This is a genomic window from Enterococcus sp. DIV2384 (assembly GCF_050534975.1).
GTDB classification, from domain to species: domain Bacteria; phylum Bacillota; class Bacilli; order Lactobacillales; family Enterococcaceae; genus Enterococcus; species Enterococcus faecalis.
Genome location: NZ_CP172905.1, coordinates 919471 through 944848, shown reverse-complemented (window position 1 = coordinate 944848; position 25378 = coordinate 919471). Strand labels below are relative to the sequence as shown.

At 36.1% G+C, this 25378-nt stretch carries 26 protein-coding genes and 1 other RNA gene; 5 read left to right on the top strand and 22 right to left on the bottom strand.

Annotation, left to right across the window (positions count from 1 at the left end):
- Positions 1-56 precede the first annotated feature (56 nt).
- Entirely contained in the window at positions 57-1652 is a 1596-nt protein-coding gene (locus IGK54_RS04700) for an ATP-binding cassette domain-containing protein (protein ID WP_430603268.1), read from the bottom strand.
- A gap of 124 nt (positions 1653-1776) precedes the next feature.
- Entirely contained in the window at positions 1777-3801 is a 2025-nt protein-coding gene (ace, locus tag IGK54_RS04695) for a collagen-binding MSCRAMM adhesin Ace (RefSeq protein ID WP_430603267.1), read from the bottom strand.
- A 334-nt stretch (positions 3802-4135) separates the two neighbouring features.
- Here ace and IGK54_RS04690 point away from each other — a divergent pair, with 334 nt between their 5' ends.
- Together IGK54_RS04690 and ssrA are read left to right on the top strand one after the other, a co-directional pair.
- Positions 4136-4441, top strand: coding sequence for a DUF898 family protein (locus IGK54_RS04690; RefSeq protein WP_002360604.1), 306 nt, complete (start codon positions 4136-4138; stop codon positions 4439-4441).
- A gap of 138 nt (positions 4442-4579) precedes the next feature.
- Positions 4580-4946, top strand: a transfer-messenger RNA (tmRNA) gene (gene ssrA, locus IGK54_RS04685).
- A 133-nt stretch (positions 4947-5079) separates the two neighbouring features.
- Here the strand turns inward: ssrA and IGK54_RS04680 are convergent.
- From IGK54_RS04680 to IGK54_RS04670, 3 genes are all read right to left on the bottom strand, one after another.
- Positions 5080-5265, bottom strand: coding sequence for a hypothetical protein (locus tag IGK54_RS04680; RefSeq protein WP_002384733.1), 186 nt, complete (start codon positions 5263-5265; stop codon positions 5080-5082).
- Positions 5250-5762, bottom strand: coding sequence for an enterococcin EntV (gene entV, locus IGK54_RS04675; protein ID WP_002358120.1), 513 nt, complete (start codon positions 5760-5762; stop codon positions 5250-5252). The genes IGK54_RS04680 and entV overlap by 16 nt, the downstream gene beginning before the upstream one ends.
- A 359-nt stretch (positions 5763-6121) precedes the next feature.
- Complete coding sequence (locus tag IGK54_RS04670) at positions 6122-6325, bottom strand: DUF378 domain-containing protein (RefSeq protein WP_002381996.1); 204 nt, start codon at positions 6323-6325, stop codon at positions 6122-6124.
- Between the two features lie 194 nt (positions 6326-6519).
- On the opposite strand from IGK54_RS04670, the gene IGK54_RS04665 reads away from it, so the two are divergent.
- Both IGK54_RS04665 and IGK54_RS04660 read left to right on the top strand, forming a co-directional pair.
- Positions 6520-6813: a hypothetical protein gene (locus tag IGK54_RS04665; protein WP_033595414.1), complete on the top strand. Its 294-nt coding sequence runs from the start codon at positions 6520-6522 to the stop codon at positions 6811-6813.
- Positions 6814-6826: 13 nt separating this feature from the next.
- Positions 6827-7105 carry a hypothetical protein gene (locus IGK54_RS04660; protein ID WP_239660080.1) on the top strand — a complete coding sequence of 93 codons (279 nt, stop codon included), beginning with the start codon at positions 6827-6829 and terminating at the stop codon, positions 7103-7105.
- Between the two features lie 21 nt (positions 7106-7126).
- Here IGK54_RS04660 and srtC read toward each other — a convergent pair whose 3' ends face one another.
- The 4 genes from srtC to ebpA all read right to left on the bottom strand — a co-directional run bounded on the left by srtC (position 7127) and on the right by ebpA (position 14856).
- Entirely contained in the window at positions 7127-7984 is an 858-nt protein-coding gene (srtC, locus tag IGK54_RS04655; protein WP_002394164.1) for an Ebp pilus assembly class C sortase, read from the bottom strand.
- Between the two features lie 93 nt (positions 7985-8077).
- Entirely contained in the window at positions 8078-9961 is a 1884-nt protein-coding gene (gene ebpC, locus IGK54_RS04650) for an endocarditis and biofilm-associated pilus major subunit EbpC (RefSeq protein WP_002407083.1), read from the bottom strand.
- Complete coding sequence (gene ebpB, locus IGK54_RS04645; protein WP_430603263.1) at positions 9958-11388, bottom strand: endocarditis and biofilm-associated pilus minor subunit EbpB; 1431 nt, start codon at positions 11386-11388, stop codon at positions 9958-9960. Before ebpB ends, ebpC begins: the two co-directional genes overlap by 4 nt.
- Before the next feature lie 3 nt (positions 11389-11391).
- Positions 11392-14856, bottom strand: coding sequence for an endocarditis and biofilm-associated pilus tip protein EbpA (gene ebpA / locus IGK54_RS04640; RefSeq protein WP_430603357.1), 3465 nt, complete (start codon positions 14854-14856; stop codon positions 11392-11394).
- 174 nt (positions 14857-15030) lie between these two features.
- Between ebpA and IGK54_RS04635 the strand changes: the two genes are divergently transcribed.
- Complete coding sequence (locus IGK54_RS04635; RefSeq protein ID WP_002382000.1) at positions 15031-16452, top strand: helix-turn-helix domain-containing protein; 1422 nt, start codon at positions 15031-15033, stop codon at positions 16450-16452.
- A 180-nt stretch (positions 16453-16632) separates the two neighbouring features.
- Here the strand turns inward: IGK54_RS04635 and IGK54_RS04630 are convergent, their stop codons facing one another.
- The 13 genes from IGK54_RS04630 to IGK54_RS04570 form a co-directional block, all read right to left on the bottom strand.
- A complete protein-coding gene (locus IGK54_RS04630; protein WP_002358131.1) occupies positions 16633-17028 on the bottom strand; it encodes a DUF805 domain-containing protein in 396 nt (131 codons plus the stop codon).
- A 70-nt stretch (positions 17029-17098) separates the two neighbouring features.
- A complete protein-coding gene (locus tag IGK54_RS04625; protein WP_142957562.1) occupies positions 17099-17812 on the bottom strand; it encodes a DsbA family oxidoreductase in 714 nt (237 codons plus the stop codon).
- 139 nt (positions 17813-17951) lie between these two features.
- Positions 17952-18398, bottom strand: a complete 447-nt coding sequence (locus IGK54_RS04620) for a GNAT family N-acetyltransferase (RefSeq protein ID WP_010819903.1) — start codon at positions 18396-18398, stop codon at positions 17952-17954.
- A gap of 378 nt (positions 18399-18776) precedes the next feature.
- Complete coding sequence (locus tag IGK54_RS04615) at positions 18777-19019, bottom strand: hypothetical protein (protein ID WP_010819902.1); 243 nt, start codon at positions 19017-19019, stop codon at positions 18777-18779.
- A gap of 70 nt (positions 19020-19089) precedes the next feature.
- The gene (locus IGK54_RS04610; RefSeq protein WP_002391595.1) at positions 19090-19521 is read right to left on the bottom strand and encodes a universal stress protein; all 432 of its coding nucleotides are present in this window, start codon (positions 19519-19521) and stop codon (positions 19090-19092) included.
- A 52-nt stretch (positions 19522-19573) separates the two neighbouring features.
- Positions 19574-19879, bottom strand: a complete 306-nt coding sequence (locus IGK54_RS04605; RefSeq protein WP_142956593.1) for a hypothetical protein — start codon at positions 19877-19879, stop codon at positions 19574-19576.
- 17 nt (positions 19880-19896) lie between these two features.
- Positions 19897-20094, bottom strand: a complete 198-nt coding sequence (locus tag IGK54_RS04600; RefSeq protein ID WP_033625696.1) for a hypothetical protein — start codon at positions 20092-20094, stop codon at positions 19897-19899.
- A 71-nt stretch (positions 20095-20165) separates the two neighbouring features.
- Positions 20166-20555, bottom strand: coding sequence for a hypothetical protein (locus IGK54_RS04595; RefSeq protein WP_002358138.1), 390 nt, complete (start codon positions 20553-20555; stop codon positions 20166-20168).
- Positions 20556-20559: 4 nt separating this feature from the next.
- Entirely contained in the window at positions 20560-21876 is a 1317-nt protein-coding gene (locus tag IGK54_RS04590; protein WP_430603260.1) for a Y-family DNA polymerase, read from the bottom strand.
- Positions 21877-22649: 773 nt separating this feature from the next.
- Positions 22650-23804: a multidrug efflux MFS transporter EmeA gene (emeA, locus tag IGK54_RS04585; protein ID WP_002358140.1), complete on the bottom strand. Its 1155-nt coding sequence runs from the start codon at positions 23802-23804 to the stop codon at positions 22650-22652.
- A 192-nt stretch (positions 23805-23996) separates the two neighbouring features.
- Positions 23997-24437, bottom strand: a complete 441-nt coding sequence (locus tag IGK54_RS04580; protein WP_002369669.1) for a GNAT family N-acetyltransferase — start codon at positions 24435-24437, stop codon at positions 23997-23999.
- A 48-nt stretch (positions 24438-24485) separates the two neighbouring features.
- A complete protein-coding gene (locus IGK54_RS04575; protein WP_142957567.1) occupies positions 24486-24992 on the bottom strand; it encodes a GNAT family N-acetyltransferase in 507 nt (168 codons plus the stop codon).
- 71 nt (positions 24993-25063) lie between these two features.
- Positions 25064-25363, bottom strand: a complete 300-nt coding sequence (locus IGK54_RS04570; RefSeq protein WP_002390034.1) for a hypothetical protein — start codon at positions 25361-25363, stop codon at positions 25064-25066.
- Positions 25364-25378 lie beyond the last annotated feature (15 nt).

The following is a 25378-nucleotide window of genomic DNA, read 5'->3' as shown; positions in this document are numbered from 1 at the left end:
TTTCTCTCAATTCTTATAAAAAGTGTAGCAAAAGATGTGCCAAACAGCTAACAAGTTCACTCATTTAAATCAATAATTTCATCTACAAATCGCAGGGTTTTAGGTCGATGAGTAACCAAAATAGTCAACTTATTGTGGGTAAATTTTTGTACTTCTTGTAACACTTTTTCTTCGGTCTTTTCGTCCAATGCGGAAGTCGCCTCATCTAAAATAAGGATCTCTGCTTGTGTAAATGCTAAGCGCGTGAAAGCAATCCGTTGTTTCTCGCCACCAGAAAAATTCATTCCTTTTTCACTCACAATAGTGTTTAAACCTTCCGGCAACCGTTCATAAAGTTCCCCCAACTGAAAACGATACATAGCTTCAATTACTTGTTCATCAGAAATTTCTTGATTAAATACAATATTTTCTTTCAACGTTCCTTGAAATATTAGCACATCTTGAGATAAATAAAAAACTTTTTCATAATAATCTTCCAAATTAAATTGTGTTAGAGGAAATTGATTCACATAAACTGTCCCCTCTGTCGGCTTCAATAATCCTAAAATCAATTTAATCAGGGTAGATTTACCTGTCCCACTTTTTCCAATCAAGCCATATGTTTTGTTCATTGAAAATTGTCGATTTTGTTGGGACATAATCGTTTGACTATCTACGCTAAAACACACATCTTTTAATGAAATTGTTTGAATTTCAGGTAACGCTTTGCCGGAAACCGCTAAATCAGGATCATCTTCTTTTTTATAAAAATCTTCCAAGCGCTGATAGGCTACTTTATCCAAATTATATTGAACAAATAAAACATTAAATATGGCTATCGGCGTATAAATTCGATCGATATACATCACTATCGCTACAAGTCCACCTAAACTTAACGTCACGACGTTAGTAAAACTAAGTACGACAATACTTACTTTGATTAGTGCGACTAACAAGGCAAAAAAGCCAAAGAAAAATTCATGGATCATAGTCATTTTTGTTATATTTTGACTATTTTCCTCTGCCATTAACGCGTAATTTTCAATCTCTTTTTTATATTTTCGATTAATTCTAAAAGTTACTAGTTCGGTCATCCCTCGTATCAAAGTAGCATTCATTGCTTCTTCAGAAATAAGTGTTTTTTCTTTCATTTTTTGTAGCGTTTTCAAAAGCGTTTTGGTTAAAATAAATACAATCACATAACCAATTAGAATTGCTGGCAGTAATTTTTTATCAATCAATGCTATGAAAAACAAATTAAATAACGTCTCTGGAATTAGCTCTCGAAATAAGCGCCCATAAAAATTCAAGTGGATATTTCTCCCAGCTGCTGCACCAACTTCTACTTTTTGTAGTAAAGCTCCCGCTCCCAGTTTTAGATATTCTTCATAGGAAATCTTGCTCATTTTTATTAAACTTAATTTCTTCAAATAGAAATAGATGCCATTAGTTAAGTAAGCTTTCGGTTTCTGTTCACAGTAAGACAATAGCGGAATTAAAATAATTGTCGTTCCATACGCTACTAACAACCCTAGTTGGAAACTTTTTTGATAATGATCTAACAACTGTTGAAAAAAATAAATTGCTAAAGCACTACATAATGAAACAATCACACCAATCAAAATGTACCAAGTGAAGCGTTTCCGAAAGTGCGACCATATTTTTTTAGTCATTTACTCCCTCCTTTTCGAGCATTATATACCTTACTGTAGCATAGTTTTTGATTGGCGCCTATCAGCAATTTATCTCCAGATAATAGAAAAGCCCCCCAGCGAAAGCTGGATGGCTTTTCTATTGTTAATTCTTTCTGATTTGTAGATAACTTACACCTAAAACGGCAAATGTACTTGCCAGTATTCCTGCTATTAGCATAAACGGTGTTTTTGTTGTGCCTGTTTTGGGAAGTTCTCGTTGCCCGTTTGCTTCATTTAATTTTTGAATTGGTTCACTAAGCAGTTGGGGAGCCAACTGTGGGCTTCCTTCATTTTTCAATGTATTTAATGGAGCGTTTAGTATTTGTGGTTGATTTTTTGATGTAACATTTTTATTTTTCTCCACAGTTGTTTCTGTGGATGGCTGTTTTTTCTCAGTTGTAGTAATTTCTTTTGTTGGTGAGACATGAACTTCTAGCTGGCTGCTTTCTGCAGTTTCCGTTGTACCATTCTCTTCAGTTGTTACGCTTGGTTTTTCAGGTATGATTGACTCAATCGTGCCTAGTGTTTCACTTTCATCTGGATTTTCTTCTTCTGTTGGCGACACATGAACTTCTGGTTGGCTGCTTTCTGCCGTTTCCGTTGTACCGTTCTCTTCAGTTGTCACACTTGGTTTTTCAGGTATGATTGGCTCAATCGTGCCTAGTGTTTCACTTTCATCTGGATTTTCTTCTTCTGTTGGTGAGACATGAACTTCTGGTTGGCTGCTTTCTGCAGTTTCTGTCGTGCCATTCTCTTCAGTTGTCACACTTGGTTTTTCAGGTATGATTGGCTCAATCGTGCCTAGTGTTTCACTTTCATCTGGATTTTCTTCTTCTGTCGGCGAGACATGAACTTCTGGTTGGCTGCTTTCTGCAGTTTCTGTCGTGCCATTCTCTTCAGTTGTCACACTAGGTTTTTTAGGTATGATTGGCTCAATCGTGCCTAGTGTTTCACTTTCATCTGGATTTTCTTCTTCTGTCGGCGAGACATGAACTTCTGGTTGGCTGCTTTCTACGGTTTCTGTTGTGTCTGTCTTTTCACTTGTTTCTGTTGCCTGTTCCGAAGTAGGTGTCTTTGGTTCCCATTCTTCTATTGTCTCTAAAGGAATGTCTAGACTTCCTTCTGTTGGCATTTCCACATTTTGATTGCCGCTTGCCTCGCCTTCTACAAAAACATTTTTAACCTGTGATGTATTTTTTTCATTCGTTGCGTCGTGATTGTTTAGTTGATAATTGATGTCATAACTATTTTCAAATGTCGCTTGATGTTGCCCCGCTTCCGTGATTGTCGAAGTGTAACGGACGATAAAGGAAGTAAAGCGTGCTTTATCCCGATAAAAACGTAAATTAAAGTCGTTATCTGTCACAAAGTCAATTTTGCCATAACCTTGTTGTTCAAACTCGGCAAGTGAAATATATTTAGTTTCTTTGTCATTCACAATATCAAATGTAAAACTCTCTTTATTTAATTGTTGACCACTTCCTTGTCGATCCGCAATTGAAATATCTTCTGTGACATCGGATTTATTGAGGTTCACATTTAAAAACCAGCGTACTTGATTTGACTCTCCAGCCAAATCGCCTACTTTATAAAAAAACGGATAGTCTTGCTCAATTTGGCCAGTCTCTGTGTTAGTCATTCCTTCAATTGTCAAACGTTGAGTCGCCGTTGCTGTTCCGAAATCCGTTTCTATCACATTCGGTTGCGAACTATTGGTGATAAGCGTTTTAATCCCGAAAGAAAAATGCCCGTTCACATTATGTAAAGATTCAACTTTTTCGTTAAATGTTGCTACAACATGATCTTTATAGATAAAAACTTCCCCTAAACCATTTAAATTGATTTTTCGTGGTGAGCCATCGTTCTCGGTCATTCCAACTAGTTCGTCTGGTAAAGTTAAAGTAATAGTATCGCCAGGTTTTATTTTCTGATTCTTTTTGTCACTAAAAGATACTTTAATTGAGGTCATCTCCCCTTGATATAAAGTAGTGTGATCTAATTCTACTTTGTCAACGATTGAACTTTTGCTCAATTCGGCGCCAAACGAAATTGGACCAATCAATAACGCCCCCGCAATTGGTAGAATCATTACCAACAGTAACACTAAAAATTTTACACTTTTTGTCATAAAAAATTATTCACCCTTCTTTTCTCTTATTTTTTCCACTTAGTGGTCTTTTTCAGAAGTTGACAATAGCAAAAAGATATGTCTCGTACAATATTAATGCTCATTTAAGTAGCCTTTTTTTTAAATTTCTAATTCACTTCCTAAGGAAAACGTTTTATTATGGTAGTTACATTAGATAACATTTGTTACAAAATATCTAATGCTGCTAAGTTTGAGTTGCATAAATAACATATTTCACATCAATAATGAATAAAAATACTTATTTCATCCTCATTTTGTTTCCCAGGCCATTTATTCTTGTTATAATAAAGTTTATGAGATAAGGAGGAAAAGAATGAAAAATTCATATTTTGACGGTGGTTTAGCAACGTATATCGGGACTTCAATTTTAGCAACCTTGATTACTGTCTTTACATTAGGCATTTGCGCACCTTGGGGAATTTGTATGATGTACAACTGGAAAATCAAGCATACCGTTATTGATGGTAAACGCCTTTATTTTGACGGTACAGCTATGCAATTATTCGGTCATTGGATTAAATGGCTTTTATTAACTATAATTACTTTAGGAATTTATGGTTTTTGGTTGAATATCCGTTTGCAACAATGGATTACAAAACATACCCACACACTTTCATAAAAAGAGGAAGGATGAACTGAGTTTCGGTCTATCCTTCCTCTTTTTATGAATATCTAACAGAGTGTTATCCTACTCTTTGAAAAAACAAGGAATTTATGCTATACTTTGATAAGTATCAAGGGATACTTATGTTATTTCGGGGGCGTTACGGATTCGACAGGCATAGTTGAGCTTGAATTGCGTTTCGTAGGTTACGGCTACGTTAAAACGTTACAGTTAAATATAACTGCTAAAAACGAAAACAATTCTTTCGCTTTAGCTGCCTAAAAACCAGCTAGCGAAGATCCTCCCGGCATCGCCCATGTGCTCGGGTCAGGGTCCTAATCGAAGTGGGATACGCTAAATTTTTCCGTCTGTAAAATTTAGAAGAGCTTACCAGACTAGCAATACAGAATGCCTGTCACTCGGCACGCTGTAAAGCGAACCTTTAAATGAGTGTCTATGAACGTAGAGATTTAAGTGGCAATATGTTTGGACGCGGGTTCGACTCCCGCCGTCTCCATTTTTAGAAAAGTAGAGAAAAACAAAAAAGAGCTAAAACCTTATAAAATAAAGGTTTTAGCTCTTTTTTCTATAAGTAAGAGAAGGCTCATTACCTCCTCTTACACTTCCTATCACATTATCTTTCTAAAACAACTTCATTTTCTTTTTCTATTGGTGATTTTGGGTATTGCATAGAACATGGCTAAAAATATTATTGTTATCAAAAGAGTTTTTAAGATTTCAATTTCTCCTGAATCTATCCAAGTATACACAAAAGCGATGATAAAAGTAATTACTATTTCCGTAACATGATCTTTTAAATTCATTAGCTTAGCCCACATTGAACTGCCCATAAAGCTAGTTGTCCAGCTACAATAATAGCATTCGTCTTTAACCCATTGGCTTTAGCGAAGCGTAATACAGTCACTGCTAATTCTTTCCAGGCTTTCTTTTGTGCAGCTTTTACAATTGCGCTGATACTAATCATTGCAAAAAACTCATCTTTGATTTTGTTAGCAACGCAACTTCCTAATGCATTCCAATTAAAACGTGCTTGAACTACTGTTGAAGCATCAGAAATATTTACATTTAACTCTTCCTCAACTGAAGAAATCTCTTGCTGAGCAAAATTATTTTTGACATAGTTTTTAAAGTTATCTTCCGTCACTCCATTCGCATACATTTCTTCCAGTCCTTTTGCTACAGCCTCAACTTCTGAATCCTCTAGCTGGTCAGATGCATAAACACTTGTACCAGCGCTGATAAAAATACCTAATGTCATTAGTAATGCCATCGCCAAACAAAAAAATTTAGCCTTTTTTGTCACCTGTAATTCCATAAATAAATCCCTACTTTCTTTTTCCTTGTTATAATCATAACAAGGAAAAAGATAATTTATCATCAAAATCCCTATTTGATGCTTATATTTTCCTATATATCCTAGAGCTGATTTTTCTCACTAGTGATCACATCAATTTGAACTAATGATTCAAAAAAAGACACAGGTTATTTGAGGTACGTTCGAGGTAATGCTAGGTTCTATTTTGAAAACAACGCAGCTCTCTTGAAATATTTTTTGAGCTTGTCTAAACCTTCTGAAACGAATATAGAAAATAAAAAAAGAGTCCCCTTCCTCAAGGAAACTCTCAATTGCTAAGTCAAAATAACTTCACGTTATCTAAATCTTTTAAATCAATCCTATGGTTCGCGGAACAAAGGAGCTAAAAACTTAATAGAATAAATCGCACAAATTCCGACAATAATATAGATAATTTTTGCTAATGGTGTGGTTGCGCCGCCACTAATTGTTGCAACTAAATCAAAATTAAATGCGCCAACTAATAACCAGTTTAATCCTCCGACAATCAATAAAATTAAAGCAATAATATCCAGATATTTCATTTTTAACACTCCTTCCAAATTTGATAAGCCAAGAGTAACACGTTTATTCTTTATTTACGAAAATAATGATTCAGGAAAAAAACTTTTTTCAATTATTTTCTCGAATCATTTTTTCATTATTAAGAATTTTATGATATAACTAAAGAGTAGACAAAAACAGATTCATTATCTCTGATAAGAAATGGTGGTTTATTATGCGTGCTAAGTTATTTTTAATTTTGCGGAATCGAGTGTTATCCCGTGTTGTCTTTGTCATTCTATTTTTACATGTGTTTTTTAACACAAATGATTTCACGGTGTTGCTGCTCCTCTTACTATTAAATTATTTACTCACGCTTGAAGATAGCGCGAAAAAAAACAGAAAAATCCAAACTTGGCAAGAATTTAAACAGTCGATTGATTGGCCCTTTGTCGCTTTTTATTCAGGGCTTGCTCTTTTAGTTATTTCGTTAATACTTCTGTTTCTCTGGTTCAATTATGCACGATAAGGAGGATTAAAAATTGAAAAGCTATTTTTTTACTCTTTTTTTTAGTATGTTTAGCCTTTTCGTCATACTACTTTGGTTTTCTGGATATGATAGTAAGGGATTTCTATTGGCCCTTACAGATTTTCTAGGTTTTTCTATTATTCACCAAACGCCTGTGCTGGATACTTATTATTCCCAGCAGCCTTTAACAACCAGAATGTTGATTTCTTCTGAGCTTCATTTTTGTACTTATTTTTGCTTAGGTTTGGTCATTGATTTACTACGTAAAGGGTTTAAAAAAATAAAAACATAGTCACTTTTATTATACGAATCGTTAATTTCCATGCTTTCTGGTCGTCTTTTTCCGTCGCTTGTACCAGATAATGAAGCCGCTAATAATTAACGCACAGGCAATTAAAAGTAATGTCCATAATAGTAAATTTTGTTGTTGTGTCACTTTTTTCATTCCTGCTGCTGCTTTTTCTGGTTGATATGGGATACGATGTCCTCGAACTAATAACCGATGACTGTTTATCATATACGGTGTGCAAGTTAATAAAGTGACGAGATCTTGGCCAGACTCAATGTGTAAATCTTTTGTATCAGTTGGTTCAACGGTTTTTATTTGATCTACTTGATAAGCAAGCGTCTTCCCATTAACTTCGATATAAAATTCATCGCCTTTTTTTAATTCTGGCAAATCTGTAAATAATTTGGCTTGAGGGAGACCACGATGGCCTGAAATGACCGCATGTGTATTCGCACCACCTGTAGGATAGGAGGTTCCTTCTAACAAGGAGCTTCCTTTTTCCAATAGCAATGCATTCGTTTTATCAAAAATTGGTAAACGGACATTTATTTTTGGAATGGTTAAAACACCAATCGTATGACTTTCAAAATAGGATTTGTCTGGTTTTTTCGTTGTTTTTTGCGTTTCAGAAAAAGGATCTAATCCAGGATTGCTGCCTTTTTTCGCTAATTCTTGGTTTTTCTTTTCCATTTTTTCTTGAAGTTCAGCCATTTCTTTGGTGTTTTCTTGGCTTGCCTTTGCTTGATAATGAGCGATAATTTGTTGATCCAGATAGTTATTTAATGCATCGCTAACAAAAGGATACGCAAATGCACCTATTCCAATAATCAGTAAAAGAATCATAAAACCATCAATGATACGACGTTTCTTTTTTGACTTCATTGCTTCCTCCTTAAAAATAAAGCATGAGAGCCTGGGACAGTGATTGGCCCAGGCTCTTTGTTTTTCTAAAAATTTCTTCGGTGATGCTAGAAATTAAGCATTTTCTTTTCTACGTCTAGCAAAGTAGACTCCTGCAATAAGTAGCAAGACTGCGCCACTTCCTAAGTAAACGTAGATTCCTTTGCCACCTGTTGAAGGTAAGGTACCTTTGTGTTTGTTTGGTACTTTTTCTGGTGAAACTAGGTTTTCTGTTGTGCCATATGATTGTTCATTGACCACAAATTCAATCCGATTTGTTAACAAGACATAATCATCAGGAGCTACAGTTTCTTCTAAATAATAGGTACCGTATTTAAGCCCTGTGATATCAACTAATCCATCAGCCGTTGTTGTAAAAGTAGTTGCTTCAGCTTTTGTTTTCACCCAAGTTGCTGCTTTCGTTGTTTCATCGATTTTCAAATAATTTGCTGTGTCGCTGTTTTGATCACGGACGACAAAGGAAGCTCCCGCCAAGGCTTGTGTCGCTGTCACATCGCCATCGACTTTAATGAAACGTTTCCCACCTGTCACAACTTCAACAGTTGGTGGTGTTTGGTCGTCGGTATGGCCGTTATCAACATTCGCCTCATTTTTAAAGCCTTTCGTAGGATCTGCTTTTTCATTTAAATGCATAAAGTAAACGAATTTTAGTGTGCCGCCTGGCGTTAACGTAGGAATATACGCTGGATTAACGGCGACAGTGAAGCCATTTGCTTGTTCAGTCACTTGGTAATTTTCAGGAGCGATCATTGTATCCCCATCATATAACGCATAGGCATACTCTCCAGAAGTCACGTTATCAAAAGTTAAGGCTGCATCATGTTTATCAACTAAATTGAATTTGACGTATTTATTAGCGTCGCCTTCTTTGTCTGCAATCCCCAATGGAATATTTACAGAAATTTGATATTTAATTTTTTCGCCAATTGCCACATCTTTACCATCTAAGTTTGGTGTTGTTTTATCAACTTTAGAGGTATCATTTTTGACTGTTTTTTCAACAGGTGTTTGATTGTTTGCTTCAATTGTAAATGGTGTTTTTGTTTGATTTTCAATTAATTCTGCATTATTTGGAGCTTTTACTTCTTCTAAAATATACGAACCAACCTCAAGATTTTTAACTGTTAATTCTCCCGTTCCATTCTCTGCTTCTGTGAAATCATTTTCGCCAATTTCATAACTTTTCCCAGTAATAAAGCGTTTTGCTTGTTCTTTATCCGTTGTCCATGTATATAATCCATCTTTGACTCCTTGGATATATTTTACTGTGCCTGGTGAGCCTTCGCTTTTGGAAATAACAAATTCTGCGCCATTTAATCCTTCATTTTCAGCAGTTCCTACTTTTTTCACATGTAAACTACCATCATTGGCTACCACATTTTTAGGATAAATATGAACAACCGCTAATTCTTCTGTTCCATATTTATAGGAACCATCTGCTTGCTTGATCATTTCGTAAACTGGGAACGCCACCACCATATTCGTAGCAGCAACTACACCCTCTTTTGGTTCTTCTTTAATGGTATACACTGCATCTTTACCATTTTGTTTTTTAGGTAACTGAACAGTAACATTCCCATTTGCATCGGTGGTTCCTTGAGCAACAGGTTTCCCAGGAGTTAAACTTTGGACAGCTTGTTTAGCTGCATCGACGCTTGCGCCTGCTGCTCGTTGCTCGTAAAATTCGCTCGTCACGTTATAAATACTAAACGTCACATCTGCCAGTCCTTGATATTTATCAAACTCACTCATTTCTTTCCCGCTATTTTGAATAAGCGGATCTGGTAAATCCGTCATTTTCTTTTTGTGAATCACGAGCTGTGCGCTCTCCCCATTTTCTTCTGCAAATGCAGTTGTTGTCCCTAATACACTCGTGAAAAGTGGCAAAATTAGTAACAAGGTACTAACGGTGTACCAAACTTTTTTTAATTGCTTCATTTTCTCTCTCCTCTTTTTTGTTTTTGATAAAATAGCCAAATGACTACCATCCCAATGATTAGCAGGCCTGCAATCGTCAACCAAATAGAACGTTCTTCATTTGTTTTTGGTAAGAAGCCTGACTCTTTTACTTTTTTATTGATTACATGTAACGGTGCTGTTCGTTGTCCGTTCGTTGCGTAAGAATTTTTTTCCACCGTAAAAGGAATTTCTGTTTGATTCAGAAGATAACCTTTTGGTGCAGAGATTTCTTCCAAGAAGTACTGGCCATCTTTTAAACCTTTAACTGAAAATTCACCGGCTTGATTAGACGTGAATTTTTTAGCTAATGCTTTTTCTTTTTGCCAACGATACCCGTTTGCTGTTTCATTGAGGTATTCCCCCGCTTGATTTTTGACGATAAAAACAGCCTCTGGCAAGGTGATTTTCGCATTTTCACTATCAACTTTGACAAAAGACTTGCCGCCTGTACGAACTGTGGCTCTTTTAGTCAAGGTATGTTTGTCCGTGACTAATTGTCCTTCGTTGTTAATCGCAGTGTCAGGTTCAGCGGTCTTTTCTAAACGCATTTGATACGACACAGTCATTGTTTGATTTGCAAAGTTTTGTAAGTCTTTAATTGAAAAATCAAGCGTAAATCCATGATTTTGCGTCGTCAGTGTGTAACCTGTAGTAACTGTTTTTCCAGCCACTTTTACCTCAATTGATTCTGGTAAAAGTGTCAACGTTGTATCCGCCTTATCTGACAAACGGAATTCCTGATATCCTAAAATATTCGCTGGAATCTGAGTCGTTAACTGATAGTTAATGTGCTCTCCTTGATTAAAGCCTTGTTGCTTATCGAGTACCGTTTTTTCAAGTGGTGGTAAGTCATAGGCATTTTCTTCATTTTTTGGATATAAATGAATATGCGTTAACGATTGCCCTTGTGGATCTTGAACAGGCAAAATCACTACTAGGTTGCTAGCTTTTTCCTTTACCACTTCTGGTGCTTCCGCTTCAACAAATAAATAGGCTTTATCTCGTTGCTGCGAATCTTTGCTAGCTAATGAAAAAGAAACCACTCCATCTTCTCCATTTATTGTCTGTGTTTTATCTTCTGCGATCGGTTTTCTATTTCTTGCACCGGTTTCTGCTAATTGACGCTGTGCTTCTTGGACCGTTTTTCCTTCAGAACGAAGCTGATAAAACGGATCCGTCACATCATAGACTTGATAAGTGACGTCATTTAAGCCCCGATAATTTTGAAGCAGCGTTCCCTCTTCCCCTGTGTTTTGCTGCTGTTCTGGTAATTGACCATCAGGGAACAATAATTTGTGCAACGTAACTTGAACGCTTGCTTGCGATGCTTCTGCTAATGCTTGCTGTGAAAACCCGAAAAGAGCGAGTAGCATGACGCAAATACTTAACCAACGTGCGTTTTTCATTGATTACACACTCCCTTCTGGTCGTCTAATAAAGAGATAAACACCCGCTATCACGAATGTACTAATCGCTATCAAGTAAAACCACAAGCGTCCTATGCCACCAGTTTCAGGTAAAGGAACCTTTGCTTGGTTAGTAACATCTAAAGTAATTTGATTATTCTTCTCTCCAGAAATTAAAACATCTGCTACTTTTTCCCCATCTATCGTGACTGAACCATCTTCGCGAATTATTAATTCGATTGGTTCTTTTAACCCCTGATATCCTTCTGGCGTAAAGGTTTCTGTTAGGACATATTTCCCTGGTTTTAAGTTTTCAAAAACAAAAGTATCCGTTTCTTTGCCATCTTTTGGTAATTCAATATCCGTATCTGGTCCTGTTAAACGGAATTTCGCTCCTTTAAGTGGCGTCTGATTATCGGCTTTTTTATGAACCGTTAAGTCAAAAGGTTTCAAATGATTTTGATGTGTCAGTGTCCATTCTGGCGCATTTTCTTCAATATTTTTGCCTGCATAGTGAATTTTCCCATATTTATCAACAGTAAATTCATAATTTCCAGCAAGAGTGTCGTAGCCTAATGGTCCTGATTGTTCCACCATTCGATACTCACCAGGTTCACTAATTTTAAAATAGCTCAATCCTGCAGTATCTGTTTTTTGAGTTGCCACAGTTTGATAACTTCCTTGAGCATTTTTTCTTTGCAACGCAAAAGTCGCCTCTGCTAAGTTCACTTGTTTGCCATTTTGCATGGTGTATTTTCTAATTCTGATTGGCAAAGAAGAAAATTTATTTTCAATTTCCAATGGAATAACTTGATTTGTGGTGGTCACTTCTTGTCCATCGATGCTTACTTTGCCTTGCTCACTCACCTCAATTTGCCAAGTCGTTTTCTTACCTAACTCATGTCCTGCAGGTGCTTTTACTTCAGTTAATGTATAGCGTTCCCCTTTTTGTAGGCGCATATCTTTTGGCAAAGAATAGCTACCATCTTTATTGTCCACTAATGTTGTTTGAACATTTTTACCACTCAATTCAAAGACGGCTCCCACTAAGTTTTTCTCACCTGAGGAAGAATTTTTGATTACTTTTAAATCTAATGGCTTGAATTGCTTCGTGTTTTTCCAAGTAGTATCGTCAATTTTTTCTTGACTGTAACCAGGAACTGCTAATTCACGGGTTGTTTGATAATTGAAAGCTTGTCCTTGATTGTTGTATTGGGGAAGCCCAAGAACTTCTTGATAGCTTTCATCCGCGGTTTTGGAAAGTTGGGTTACATTTTTGCGCTCCCAACTATTGCTGGTATCATTTTCTGGTTTTGATAATTTAATATACCCAGTTTGCCAGTTGGCTGTGTCAGTTACTTGCTTTCTACTAATTTCATAAATCACGTTATCTGGCCGACTTGTTGGGTCTTGATCATACTCTTCCCAGATTTTTTTCACGTTTAACTTCACGCCTGGTGCTTTTCCCGAAGGAACCCCAAAATCAACTTTTTCAGGGGCCGTGGCTAATGGCTGAAACGTTGTCCGACCATTCATTTGATACCAAAAATCAGGTTTGAAGTTTTCTGACTCTGTTTGAATACGTACTTGATAATGAATTTGAATTTCTTGCCCTTTACCCAAATAAATCTCATTACTATTAATTGTAGCGCCTGTTAGCGACACTTCTGGTAATGTTTGAACCTGAACAGGACCCACACTTTTCATTGATAATGTATTTGGCTCGTATTTAAAAGGTTCAGCAATTGGATCAACTACTTTTCCGTTTACAACCGTTCCTGAAATCTGAACGGCTTTTTTCGCTAAATAATCAGAAATGTCTGGTGCATAATCCGCGGATTCATAATAAAGGTCTCCATTTTCATCGGCTGACACCATCTCGCGCATTTTATCTTCAACTTGTTGTTTAGATAAATTAGCTCGTGGATCGCTTTGCAATTGAATGCCCAATCCATGTATTTCAATCCCACGTTGTTTTAAGGCCATTGCCTCACCTATCGTGGCGATAAACGTACTGTTAATTCGTTTATTGATATTGTTTTGATCTGGCGCATTATAGCTACCAGAGATATAAGAAGTGCTACCTGGTTGATCTTGTCGATTCGTAAATTGTGTCCCGTAAAAGCGACCATCCGCCTCTGTTTGAACTCGACTCACTTTATAAGAGAAGGTTGGGACGCCATCCGTTAAAAGTACAATGACTTTCTTATGTCCATTTGGCGTTGCTAACATATCACCAGCATCTCTTAATGCTTTTTGAGTGAAAGTTCCTCCTCTAGTGCTACTTGGCGTAATATTTTTAATTGGATTTTTGACTGTATCAAACGGCCCCATTTGAATGGCGTTGTTATTATAACCGTCACTTGAGTAGCCAACATAGCCCATGTTGATGTTATTGGTAATACCGCTATCTGCCAATGTATCAACAAAACGGTTCACTCCTTTTTGAACTTCACCAATCCGATTGTTTTCATTCATACTTCCGGACCAGTCAACGACTAAGACCAAATCCAATGGCGTGATTTCTTTCTGAACATTCCCACGCACATTAAGATATACATCAAAAAGCCCTGGTGTTGTTGTTTCTCTAGCATATTTTCGGATGGCATAATCGGCTTGGTCTCCTGTACCGCCATACTCAATATAAGAATTTGTGCGATTAGTAGGGTCCCCATTCCAACTCGTTTGGCCGTCCCATTGTGCACTACCGTCTTTATTCCCTTGATGGTTTAACACATTTTGATTGCCTGTGGGCTGCCAATTAGCTGTCGGATAAGTCCCAGAATTATCCGTCGTGTATTGTGGTGCAATTAAAGGCAGTGCCAGATTCGCTCTCAAAGTAGCTGGCGCCATTCTTGCTTCTGCAAATGGATTGGTTACCTCTTCTGTTGCGGTCGGCTGTTCTGTTTTTTCTGGAGCCGAATCATTTTTGTTAGTTTCTTTCGTATTTTCTGGTACAGTTATTTTTTCTGGTTCAGTTGATTCTTTAGCAGAATCCTCTACTGTTATTTTTTCAGAAGTAACTGAAACATCATATTCGTTGTTTTCATACAATAACTTAGGTGGCTGAGCTGTTTGAAGCGAACTTTGCTCAACAGCTAACGAAAGCTGTACCGGCTTTTTTACTTGTGCGTCCAAAGTCAGATAAAGCGTACCATTAGTCACTTGGTAAGAATATCCGTCTTTTTCAATTACAGCAGTATCCATGAACTGTGCATTTTTCAATTGAATTTCTCGTTGTAATGGCTGCTCTGTTTGGTTGAGAAGATTTAACTCGATATTAATATTCGTTTTATCATTCTCATCTGTTATCATTTGAGCGGATGTAATTTCAACTTCTTTGGCTGTTTCTGCATAGCCAATGAGCGGTATGAAATAGGATGAGACAAGTAAAAAGACTACGCCGAAAACCCCAAATTTCTTTAGTAATTTAATGTCTGTTCTCTCCTTTCTTTTATGAATTAACAGTTAAATTAGAATTGCCTAGCACGTAAAATTTCATTATTCTAATCTGATAATTATTATACAGAGAAGGAGCTCATTAAATCACACCAGCTTTCATACCAAGCGGTTTCATTTCTGAAATTGCGTTATTGTTTCGATGATTGTTTCATTAAAGTAAAGGACTTGGGAGGAAACAATATGATTAGGTTTTTAGAAAAAAATTATCGGAAAATGGAAGAAATCATTCGTGTCTTATCCATTTCTGATAAATGGATGACTAAAAAAGAACTTGCAAAATATATTGGTAGTTCTGAGTCTACTTTTATTCGTTATATTGAGGAGATTAAACAGCGTTGGGGCGAAAGTTTAACCATTAAAACATCGCATAAATTAGGCTATCGTTTAGAAAACTTTAATGTGTCCTTATATTTAAACGTGCTGACGGATATGGCAAAAACGTCAACGACCACCCAATTGCTCCATGAGTTTATCCAAAATCCTGGCAAAACCATCGAATATTATTGCGATACCATCAATATTAGTCGCTCTTCTTTTGCTCGAAAATTGAAGCAGTGTAATCAGGTCTTGGAAACTTACTCTCTTCGCGTTATCGTTGATCAAGGCTATCAATTAACTAGCCAAACAGAAGAATTGCCTTTACGTATTTTTACGACCTTTTTCTTTTTAATGTATTATGGTCATTATGAATTGCCTTATCAATTAGATAAGCAAGAAATCAAACAATTAATGCGCCGCAATCAATGCCAATTAAATATTATTAGTATGGATAACAGTTATGAACACGATTTCTTTATTATGTATTTTATTGTTGATTTATTAAGAGAGCATCAAGGATTTCAACAACGTTTCCAGAAAAAAACAGATAAAAAGAGTCCAATCAAAATGGAAGATTATCTTTTACTCAGTCGTCATTTTACTGGGCTCAGCCGTGAAACCTATCGGGAAGTTCTCCGATATTTTCAAAGAGGCGCTTTTCAGCAATACTACTCCGAAGACCAAGAAGTCATCAGTCAAAGAATACGTGAAAATTTAAAATTTAATGCTTTTTCACAGATTGAACAATTAACAGAAGAAGTCGTCGACTTCGCTGTTCACTTGTTAACCTGTCTTTATTTGTTTTCTCAATTAGTGCCTTTTGACACCTCCGAATTGACACAAAGGGCCACCTTTTTCACTCGACAAATTCATTTTACTCAGCTTCACTTATATGCACGATTAAAAGCAGAATTGCATTTCTTTTCCGCTCTTTTAGAAACAAATCTATTAAACTATTCATCTTCTTATATTTTTTGGTTGCTTAATACTTTTCCAGAAATTAACCAGAGTTTCGACTCAAAAAAGATTTTGATTATTAGCGACATGGGCCTGAATCATAGTCAATATATTGGAAACTATGTCCACGATATTTTAGCTTTGCATCGGATTCGTTCAAATACGTTAGCAATTACGGAAGAACAATTAGGTGACCATCGACTCGAAGAATTTGACTTGATTATTACCAATCAACCAATTATTGAAACCAGTGTTCCAAGTATTTTAATTAATGATGCTATCTTATTTTCTAACAAAAGAGAATTGCTCGATTTATTAAACTTTTAACGTCTTAATGGTTTTCCCTATCTACCAAAAAGATAGCCCTTTTAGCAAGAACCGCGTAATGTGAGGTGCCATCATACAGAAGATATTTTTATTTTTCTGAAATAAAAAAGAAAATAGGACATAAGTCGAAATGACTTATGTCCTATTTTCACTCTTAAGATAATCAGCTAAACCAGCAAATTAAATTTCTGATTGATTCACTGGCCATCTTGTGTGACTTTTACTTGGCAAAATTAATGTAATGAAGATCACTAAAGTACCGATAAAAGGAAGTAAATAGAATAAAATCCACCAGTTACTGTGGTCGCGATCATGCAATCTTCTTGCTCGAACAGTAAAGTTTGCCAACCAAATTAAAGCAGTCAGCAAGAAAAAGATAATGGTCACAGTATTCCATTCTTTAATGATTGTTCCATCATTGGGTGTTACTTCAATATATCTGTAAACGCCCGTAATTGCTGAATAAATCCCTAACACCAAATAATTAATTAATTGTGGCCACCAATATTGTGCGCGTGTTGCTGACGCATTCATTGTTGTAATATTATTCCAGTATTCTCTATACGCGTTAAACATATTATCACCCCCGCATTAACTATTACAGAAGTCTTTCGTTTTGTCAAAGAATAACGTTATTTTATGCTGCTTAATGACACGTCCATGTGCCTTCCTTAAACTCACACGAAGCTGACTCTTTAGAAGAAGGAGTCAATGAAACTAACGGTTGCTGTTGTTTTTCTTCTGCGAGAATTTTTTGAATAGTTTGGCTGATTTGCTGTTTCGGTACTGCACCATTAATTAAATATTTTTGATTAATGATTAGTGCGGGAACTCCTTGTAAACCATAAGCAGAAGCTAGCGCAAAATCTTCTTGAACCGCCGTCCAAACAGCCTCGGAAGCAACAGCTTCTTTCCATAAAGCAAAATCAATCGTTGTCTCTTTTACTAGCTCCTCAATTACTTCTGGCTCTTCAATATTTAAACTTCTCATAAATAAACCTTCTTGTAACTTATCAAACAGTAACCAATAAGTGTCTTGGTTGCCAATGTATCCAGCTGCTTTTGCTGCTAATAATGCATTCTTTGATGTTGGAAAATCAAATCGTTGCTTCCTCATCCCTTCAATATTAAAACGATGCTTTGAATCGTTTTGATTGGCCTGCACCCAATGCGTCAAAACTTCTTCTTTTACTGCTGCTCGTGAGCCAAACATTGTTTCAAAATCGTTTGCTGACCACCCCAACGCAAACGACCGATGAATCAATTCAATTTCAGGAAATTCTTGTTGAATCTCATGCATGCGGTCAGACATTGGAAAACAAAAACTACAAATAACATCATGGAAAAATTCTATTTTCATCCTTACCCTCCAGTAACTCTTTTTTCAAAACAGATTGAACTAAATTTACCATTTTACTTACTAAAAGTAAACAAATGAAGCCAATTAAAAGAAAAAGGTGAAACAAAATGCGCTATGGCTTTTGTCTCACCTGTTCTATCTACTTATTCTGATATGTCCATTCCATTACCCGCTCGCCATTCGTATCTAATTCACCATTAAATACAAAACCGAGTTGTTGATACAACCGAATTGCTGAGCTGTTCGTATCATAAACACTCAAGTATAGCTTGTTTGTTTGGTATTTTTCTATTAGCATTAACATTAAAAGTCGACAGGCTGCTTTCCCATAACCTTGTCCTTGGAACCGTTGATCAATTAAAAAGCGGTCTAACCAAACGCGCCCATCTTGCCAACGTCCATACATGGCATAGCCGATTAATTGATTGCCGTCATAAATACCTGCCGATTCCCATTCTGGAAATTGGTCCGATTCTTTTAGATTTTCTGCCATTGATTCAATGAAGGTTTGTTGTTCAGCGAAAACTTGTAGGTTTTCCACTGCTTTACGATTATCGTTTGTTACTTTTTCAAAATGTATTTCCATTGTTTTCACCTAATTAGTTGTTATTTTCTGCATACTTGTCTTCTTTCTTGCTTCTTATTTTAACATACTTATTTCCCTTTGCTTTCTCTAACTCTCTGTGATTATACGTTTCTCTTTTTTATGGGAATTCTTCCCTATAAATGGAGACTTTTTTCAAGAGATTTCTTTTTACACTACCCGTTTCAAATGATATAAATGATATAAATGATATATAGAGTGTTTTAACTATGTGCAACATGATTAAAAGTTAACTGTTGGGGAGCAGTTAACTTTTTCTTTTTAACCACAAAAGAGAGGATCCGCTGTGAGAAATAACTGCAGTGGATGCTCCCTTTTGTATATTATTTATTTACTAGCCGATAGTTGAAAGCTTTCCCGTTACTCAGTAGTATCGATTTTGTCTTCTTGACTATCTAAAGAACGGTCAACTTTTTCGTCGTAACTTTCCATAAAATTTTCATTTTTATGTTTCTGCTTATCGACCGTTTTATCGACTTTTTCTTTCTGTCGATCAATTGTTTTTTCCATCTCTTCACCAGCCGAGGTACAACCACTCAGTAAAAGGAAACTTGTGAATAAAAACGCTGACAAGATAACTGTTTTTCCGATTTTTGTTTTCATAAACTCACCTCTCGTTTAATTTAAAAAAACGTCCCGATAAAACATTGTTCCCTTGATTATTTACTCACAATTAGCGAACAACTAAAACATTGCACAAAGCATGGTTAACTACATAATCTGTAGTAGAACCAATCAAGGTTCGTTGAATAGCACCTCTTCCCGTGGCACCTAGCACAATTAAATCTATGGCATAATTTTCAGAAATCGTATTGGCAAGATAACGTTTTGGGCTCCCAAGCTCAACAATTTTTTTGACTGTTTTTACACCAATTTCACTCGCTTGTTTTGCCTTTTCAGTGAGCATCTCTTCTGACTTGTGTTTTTCTAAATCATACAATTCTTCAAAAGAAAATGGACTCGTCGTAAATTCAGCATCATTAATAATTGTAGCTAAATAAAGAGTGGCTTGTTCCTCTTTGGCAATCCTGACAGCTTCATGAAAAGCTTTTTCAGATTGATCTGAGCCATCAAGAGCAACCAAAATATGTTGATATACTGACATTTTATCCGCCTCCTTAACCAAATTAAGAATCAAAACTAACACAACAGCTGTGTTACATTTTAGTGGCTATCTGTTGTAATTTTTCCACGGTTAATGCTTGATAATTTGTTTCTTCAAGTAGTCCTGTTTGAATTTCAACAGAAACATCTTCCGTACATGTTTCTAAAAACATTGTGGCATAATCAAACTGTTGCTCTAAGAATGTTTCATACTCCAGTCGACAACGTAAAAATTCTTTCGCGGTATCTGAAACATGTAAACACATGCGGCGCTTATTCGCTTTCTTGGTTATCACAAAATAGGTTCCTTCTAAAATCGTGGTAATCTCTTCAATAGTATACGCTGCATCTTTTACCATTCCGTCAATCCAGTCCTTTATTTGTTTTCAGTATCGTTGCTTTTTTCTTTGTCGTCACTTAACAGCTCTTTAATTTTTTCACGATTGTCGTATAACTTTTTTCCTACGCCCACTAAGGCACCACCAGCCAATAACTTTGTTAAAAAGCCGCCATTTACGTTTGTTTTTTTGCCATGGTGTCCTTTTAAATGATGTCCCATCCTAGCCACCTCCATAATTTTTATTTCTATTACCTATGAACATTATCTCATATGTTTTCGCAAAACGCACGTATAACAATAGTTTTTTAATCAAGGCTCGACCACTTTGTAAACTCATGACTTTTAATATGCCGAATCTCTTCAAATAAAATATGTGTATGTCCAACTTTTGCATACTCCATTGAACTCATCCCTTCAAAAACACCAACAATTGGCGGTTGAACACGGCCAAAATCATCCAATGTATTCAATTGGATTTCTAAAACCTGGTTATTTTTTAAAGACTGCTCTAAGTATTCTTCAATTTCTTCTGTTGTCTGTTGCGGTAAGCGTTCAAACGCTCTCTTAGAATATTCGTCAGAAGCTTCGATTCCTTCTTGTAACTCCCCCAATGCAAAAGCGGTCGCCCATTTCAGTTCAAAGGGCCGATCATGGTACTCATTATAAGGTGTAAATTCTTTTTTTGTTCGTTTCATGATGTTATCCTCCTAAACCGACATTTCCTCCAGCATGTCCACCGACTAATCCTGAACGATGAATTGCCGTCGCGCCTTCCAACAAAGAAGAGGCGTGGATTAAAGCTTGAAAGCCAAATTTTTGTCGGATTTTATCAATCAGATAGTTTAACTCCATTTCACTAATTTGCTCTTCTGGTTCCGAAAATAAATCTAATTGTAAAGATTTATTCCAAACTAATTTCCCATAAGAAAGCCCTAATTGCCGGACATCGGTTCCCGCTAGATAATGTTCTCTAAAAAGGGCTAATACATAGGTAATCAAAACTTTTGTATTGTTTGTTGCAGGAATCGTTTGTTGTTTTCGCCAACCAGTTCGTCCTTCACGGTCAATTTGTCCTTTGGAATAACCAACGTAGACTGTGATACATTCCGTTTGACAATGCGCTTTTCTTAAACGAGCAGCCACTTGTTCTGTCAGTTCCTTTAAGACTAGTTCAATCTGATCTCTTCGCGCATAATCTCTCGGTAAAATCTGACTATTCCCAAATGATTTTTCAGCTTTATGTTGCGCTTTTTTCCCTAAAAAGGTACGATCAATCCCCCATGAATGAGCATACAATTGAAGCCCCATCACGCCAAATGTTTCTTGTAAAAGATGCGGATTCGCTTGCGCTAACTCATATACAGAATCAATTCCTAAACGATTCAGTCGTTTAGCCATTCTGCGACCAATCCCACAAAAATCTGTCAAAGAAGGCAACTGCCAGACAGTATCTGGTACACGATCATACCGCCATTCTGCAATAAAATCTGGCGAATGTTTGGCGCCATTGTCCAACGCCAATTTAGCCAGTAACGGATTGTCCCCTATCCCAACGGTCACATAAATACCCACATGATTATAAACGACTCTTTGGATAATCCGAGCCATCTTATAGGCGGTTTCACAATGAAAATAACTTAAAGAAGCCGTTACATCAAGAAATGATTCATCTACACTAAACACAGAGTGATCTTCATCTGCGACAAACTTTTTATATAAATTATTGATTTCTTGATTTTTTTTCATGTACAAATTCATTCGTGGCGGAACCACATATAAATCAGGATGAGCGGGCACTTGATTTTTACGCGTAACATTTGAAACACCTAAAACTTTTTTTGCCATTGGCGATGCTGATAAAACTAATCCCCCCGCATTTTCGGCATTACTCATCACTACTAACATCGTTTTCAACGGATCTAACCCACGTTCTGCGCATTCTACACTAGCGTAAAAACTTTTGCAATCAATACAAAGAATATCGCGACTAGGTTCTTTTTCATAATCAAATTTCATAAACATCACCTCACTTGCAAAATCATTATACGAACAAACGTTCGAATAATCAAGCGAACACTGTTTATTTTTTTGTTTTTTTCAAGAACGGTTGGTGATCAAAAAAATAGTCCAACAACAAACAGAACCCTATTGTTAGACTATTTACATATATTTGAAAAAGAACTCTCCAATAAAATAACAGTGTATTCAGATTAATACATAGAGGATAAACTTGAATAAATACTATCTAAAACATGATTATTTTAATAGATTGGTGTAGTTTAATATCAAAATCAATATTATAGGTGATAATACACATAGAGAAATAAAAATAATCAAAAAATAGAACCATTTTTTAGAAACTAGCATCCCTAATCCTATCGTTCCTAGTGTGTACAGTACTATCAAAATAAGATAGATTTTTGTTCCATTTCCTGAAAAATCCGTCTTGCTCACACTAGTTATCATTCGAAGAATAGCATATATAATCCCCAAAGAGCACAGCATCCAAATAAAGCTACTAATATATTTAAGGAGATTCATAACCAGACCTACTTTCTATTAAATTACTAAGATTAGCCTTTCCAAGTTTGTGTGTGCGTCGCTCTAACATCAAAGTAATCAGGAAAAGCATAACACACAATTCCAGAAACCGCTATCAAAACTACTAATAACATATCTATATCATACTTTTTTTATAGCATATTCTGCCTATAAAAAAATAAATAACGGCATCAAAAGTTAGAATATTCATCTAACTTTTTGACGCCGTAACACCCTATTATCACTTTTTACATCTTATTTCGATTTAAAAATAACGATAAAAAGCCCGTTCCTAACAGAATTACTGCTGAAACATAATAAGGGAAAAAGTGATTGATATCAAATAAAGCTCCTGCTGCCATTGGTCCTAAAATATTACCAAAACTTGTAAATGTCGAATTTAGTCCGTTGATGGTTCCTTGTTGATCTCCAGCATGTTTGGATAAATAAGTAGTTACTGCTGGTCTAAACAAGTCAAACGCTAAAAAGACAATAAACGTTGAAAATACAACAACTAAATTATTTTTTGTAAAGGCAATCACGGCAATAAAAATGGCACTTGCAAAAAAGGTTAATTGGATTAAACCCATTTCACCTATTTTTTGGACGATTGCATCAAAGAAAAACAACTGACAAATCAACGCTAAAATACCACTAACCGTAATCACGATTGCTATTTCACTTGTGGTAAAGCCAAAATTAATAGTCGCCATAATACTATAAATAGATTCGAACGCTTGCAGGCCAAAAGAGGAAATTAAGATAATCACAAATAATGAGGTAAACATTGGATTTCTTAAAATATCCATAAATGAACCTTTTTTCGCTTCAACAGCGGCTAAAATTCGTTTCTCTGGCTCCTTCAAAACAGTTAATGTCAAAATAAAACCAATAAACGCTAAAAATGCGGCCGCAAAAAATGGAGCGCGGATGCCTAAATAAGCAATAAAACCACCAACTCCTGGTCCGATAATAAAACCACCACTAATTGCGGCTGACACAAGCCCCATCGCTTTCGGACGTTCAGAAATCGTGGTCATATCTGCCACAAAAGCTGTCACTGACGGCATTAATAAAGCGGCGGCAATCCCACCTAAACCACGAGAAATATAAAAACCGCTTTTCGCTTGGGCTAAACCAAATAATAACTCAGAAATTGAAAAAACCAACATGCCCGTCGCAATCATTTTTTTCCGACCAATTTTATCCGAAAGGACACCTGCGATTGGCGATGTGATTAATTGGGCAATCGCAAAAATAGAAATCATCATTCCCATTGTGGTACCAGAAAAATGCATTTCTTCTTTCAATTGGGGAATTACGGGAATGACTAGGCCTACGCCTAGAAAAACAAGAAATAAGTTAGAAATTGCTAAGTACATCATACTATTTTTTTTCGTCATAATTTGCCTCCTCCATAAAAAAACAGCCATCAAAAATGGCTATTTCTGTTTCTTTGTATGTACTTTCTTTGACAGTGTTTCGGCTGAAACACTCGTTGAGTCATTGAGATACATTTTACACTAATTCGCTGAAAATTTCACTAGTTTTTACTTATTTTTTTAAAGGAAATTGTTATTTTTTAAAGACATAACTTAAGTATCCAAGTATTTAATGAATCGCTTTTGTTTTTTATCAGAAACATAGCCAATGTGTTCATAAAATTGATGTGCTGCTGTACGCTGTTCCCCTGAATTTAAGCGAATCGCAGACAAGTTACACTTTTTAGCTTCCGTTTCTAGTTTCGTCATTAATTGTTTGCCAATTCCACGGCCTTCTGCTTCTTTTGCCACTGCTAACCCCAGAACGTTCAATAACGTTTGGGAATAAATTGTTTCATACAGTTGCGCATGCACATAGCCTAAAATCTTCCCTGTCTTCGTTTCTTCATAAACATATAAAAACTCTCTGTCACTGGCTAGTAGTAATTTCTCAATCTGTTTACAGGTCACGTCAACGGGAACTTCATAGCCCAATTGTTCTTTATTAATGATAGTTAACGCCGCTGCATCTGTTGGCTTCATTTTTCTAATCAAGGGTAACACCCTCCTAAATGATATTTATAGAGTATTACTTTGGCTACTCTATAGTTTTTTCGATAAATAAAGAACTAACTCATCATCATTAACACACCGATCGTTTGGTTTCAGCTGCTTATTTTGAAACCAGACTCCTGAACCATCTGGCACATATCCTTGTTTGATATATAATCTTTGCGCTGCACCATAACCAAGATGCAGGCCTACTCCCAAAGAAACAGTATCTGCATAACTTTTGGCAACATTTTCTGCACGATTTAATAATAACCGCCCCACTCCTTGTTTTTGAAATGGTAAGAATACATTGAAATCAGCTATTTCAGGATATAAATTTTTAAAAGGTCCTTCCTTAGCTAATGGCAGTAACGTCACATAACCTAACAGCGTTGCCTTTTTCTCCGCTACAAAAACCGTTCGTTGCTTGACTAATTGTTCTTCTAAATAGTTCATTAAAATCTCTTGGCGACTTGGCCAACCTTGTTGGACAAATTGAGTATCCAGCGCTAAGATATCTTTCTCTTGCATTTCTCTAATAACCACTAGCTCAGACATCAGCCTTCCCTCCCAAAAAACGTTTTCATTTTATACAACGAAGCGAATAATTCTTCGCTCCTTATTCATTTTCAAAAACCATCGAGTTGATGATATTTGGGCAAAACAGCAACACATGTTTCTTCTGAATTAACAGCAATAACGAACCCTTGCCATAAGGACCACGTCACCGCTTCACCTAATTTCTCTTTCACTCGTTGAATCATTTCAGCTTGCGTTAAGTCTCGAGCAGGGAAATGTTGAACTTTATCGTTACTGATTAAAAAAATAAATGATTCTGAAAAAGCTGTCATGACTTCAGGTGGTAAATTTTTTAATCGTTCTTGGTAATCCATTGAAACCACTCCTTCTTTTTTATCATACCACAACATCCATTTCTCTAAAAA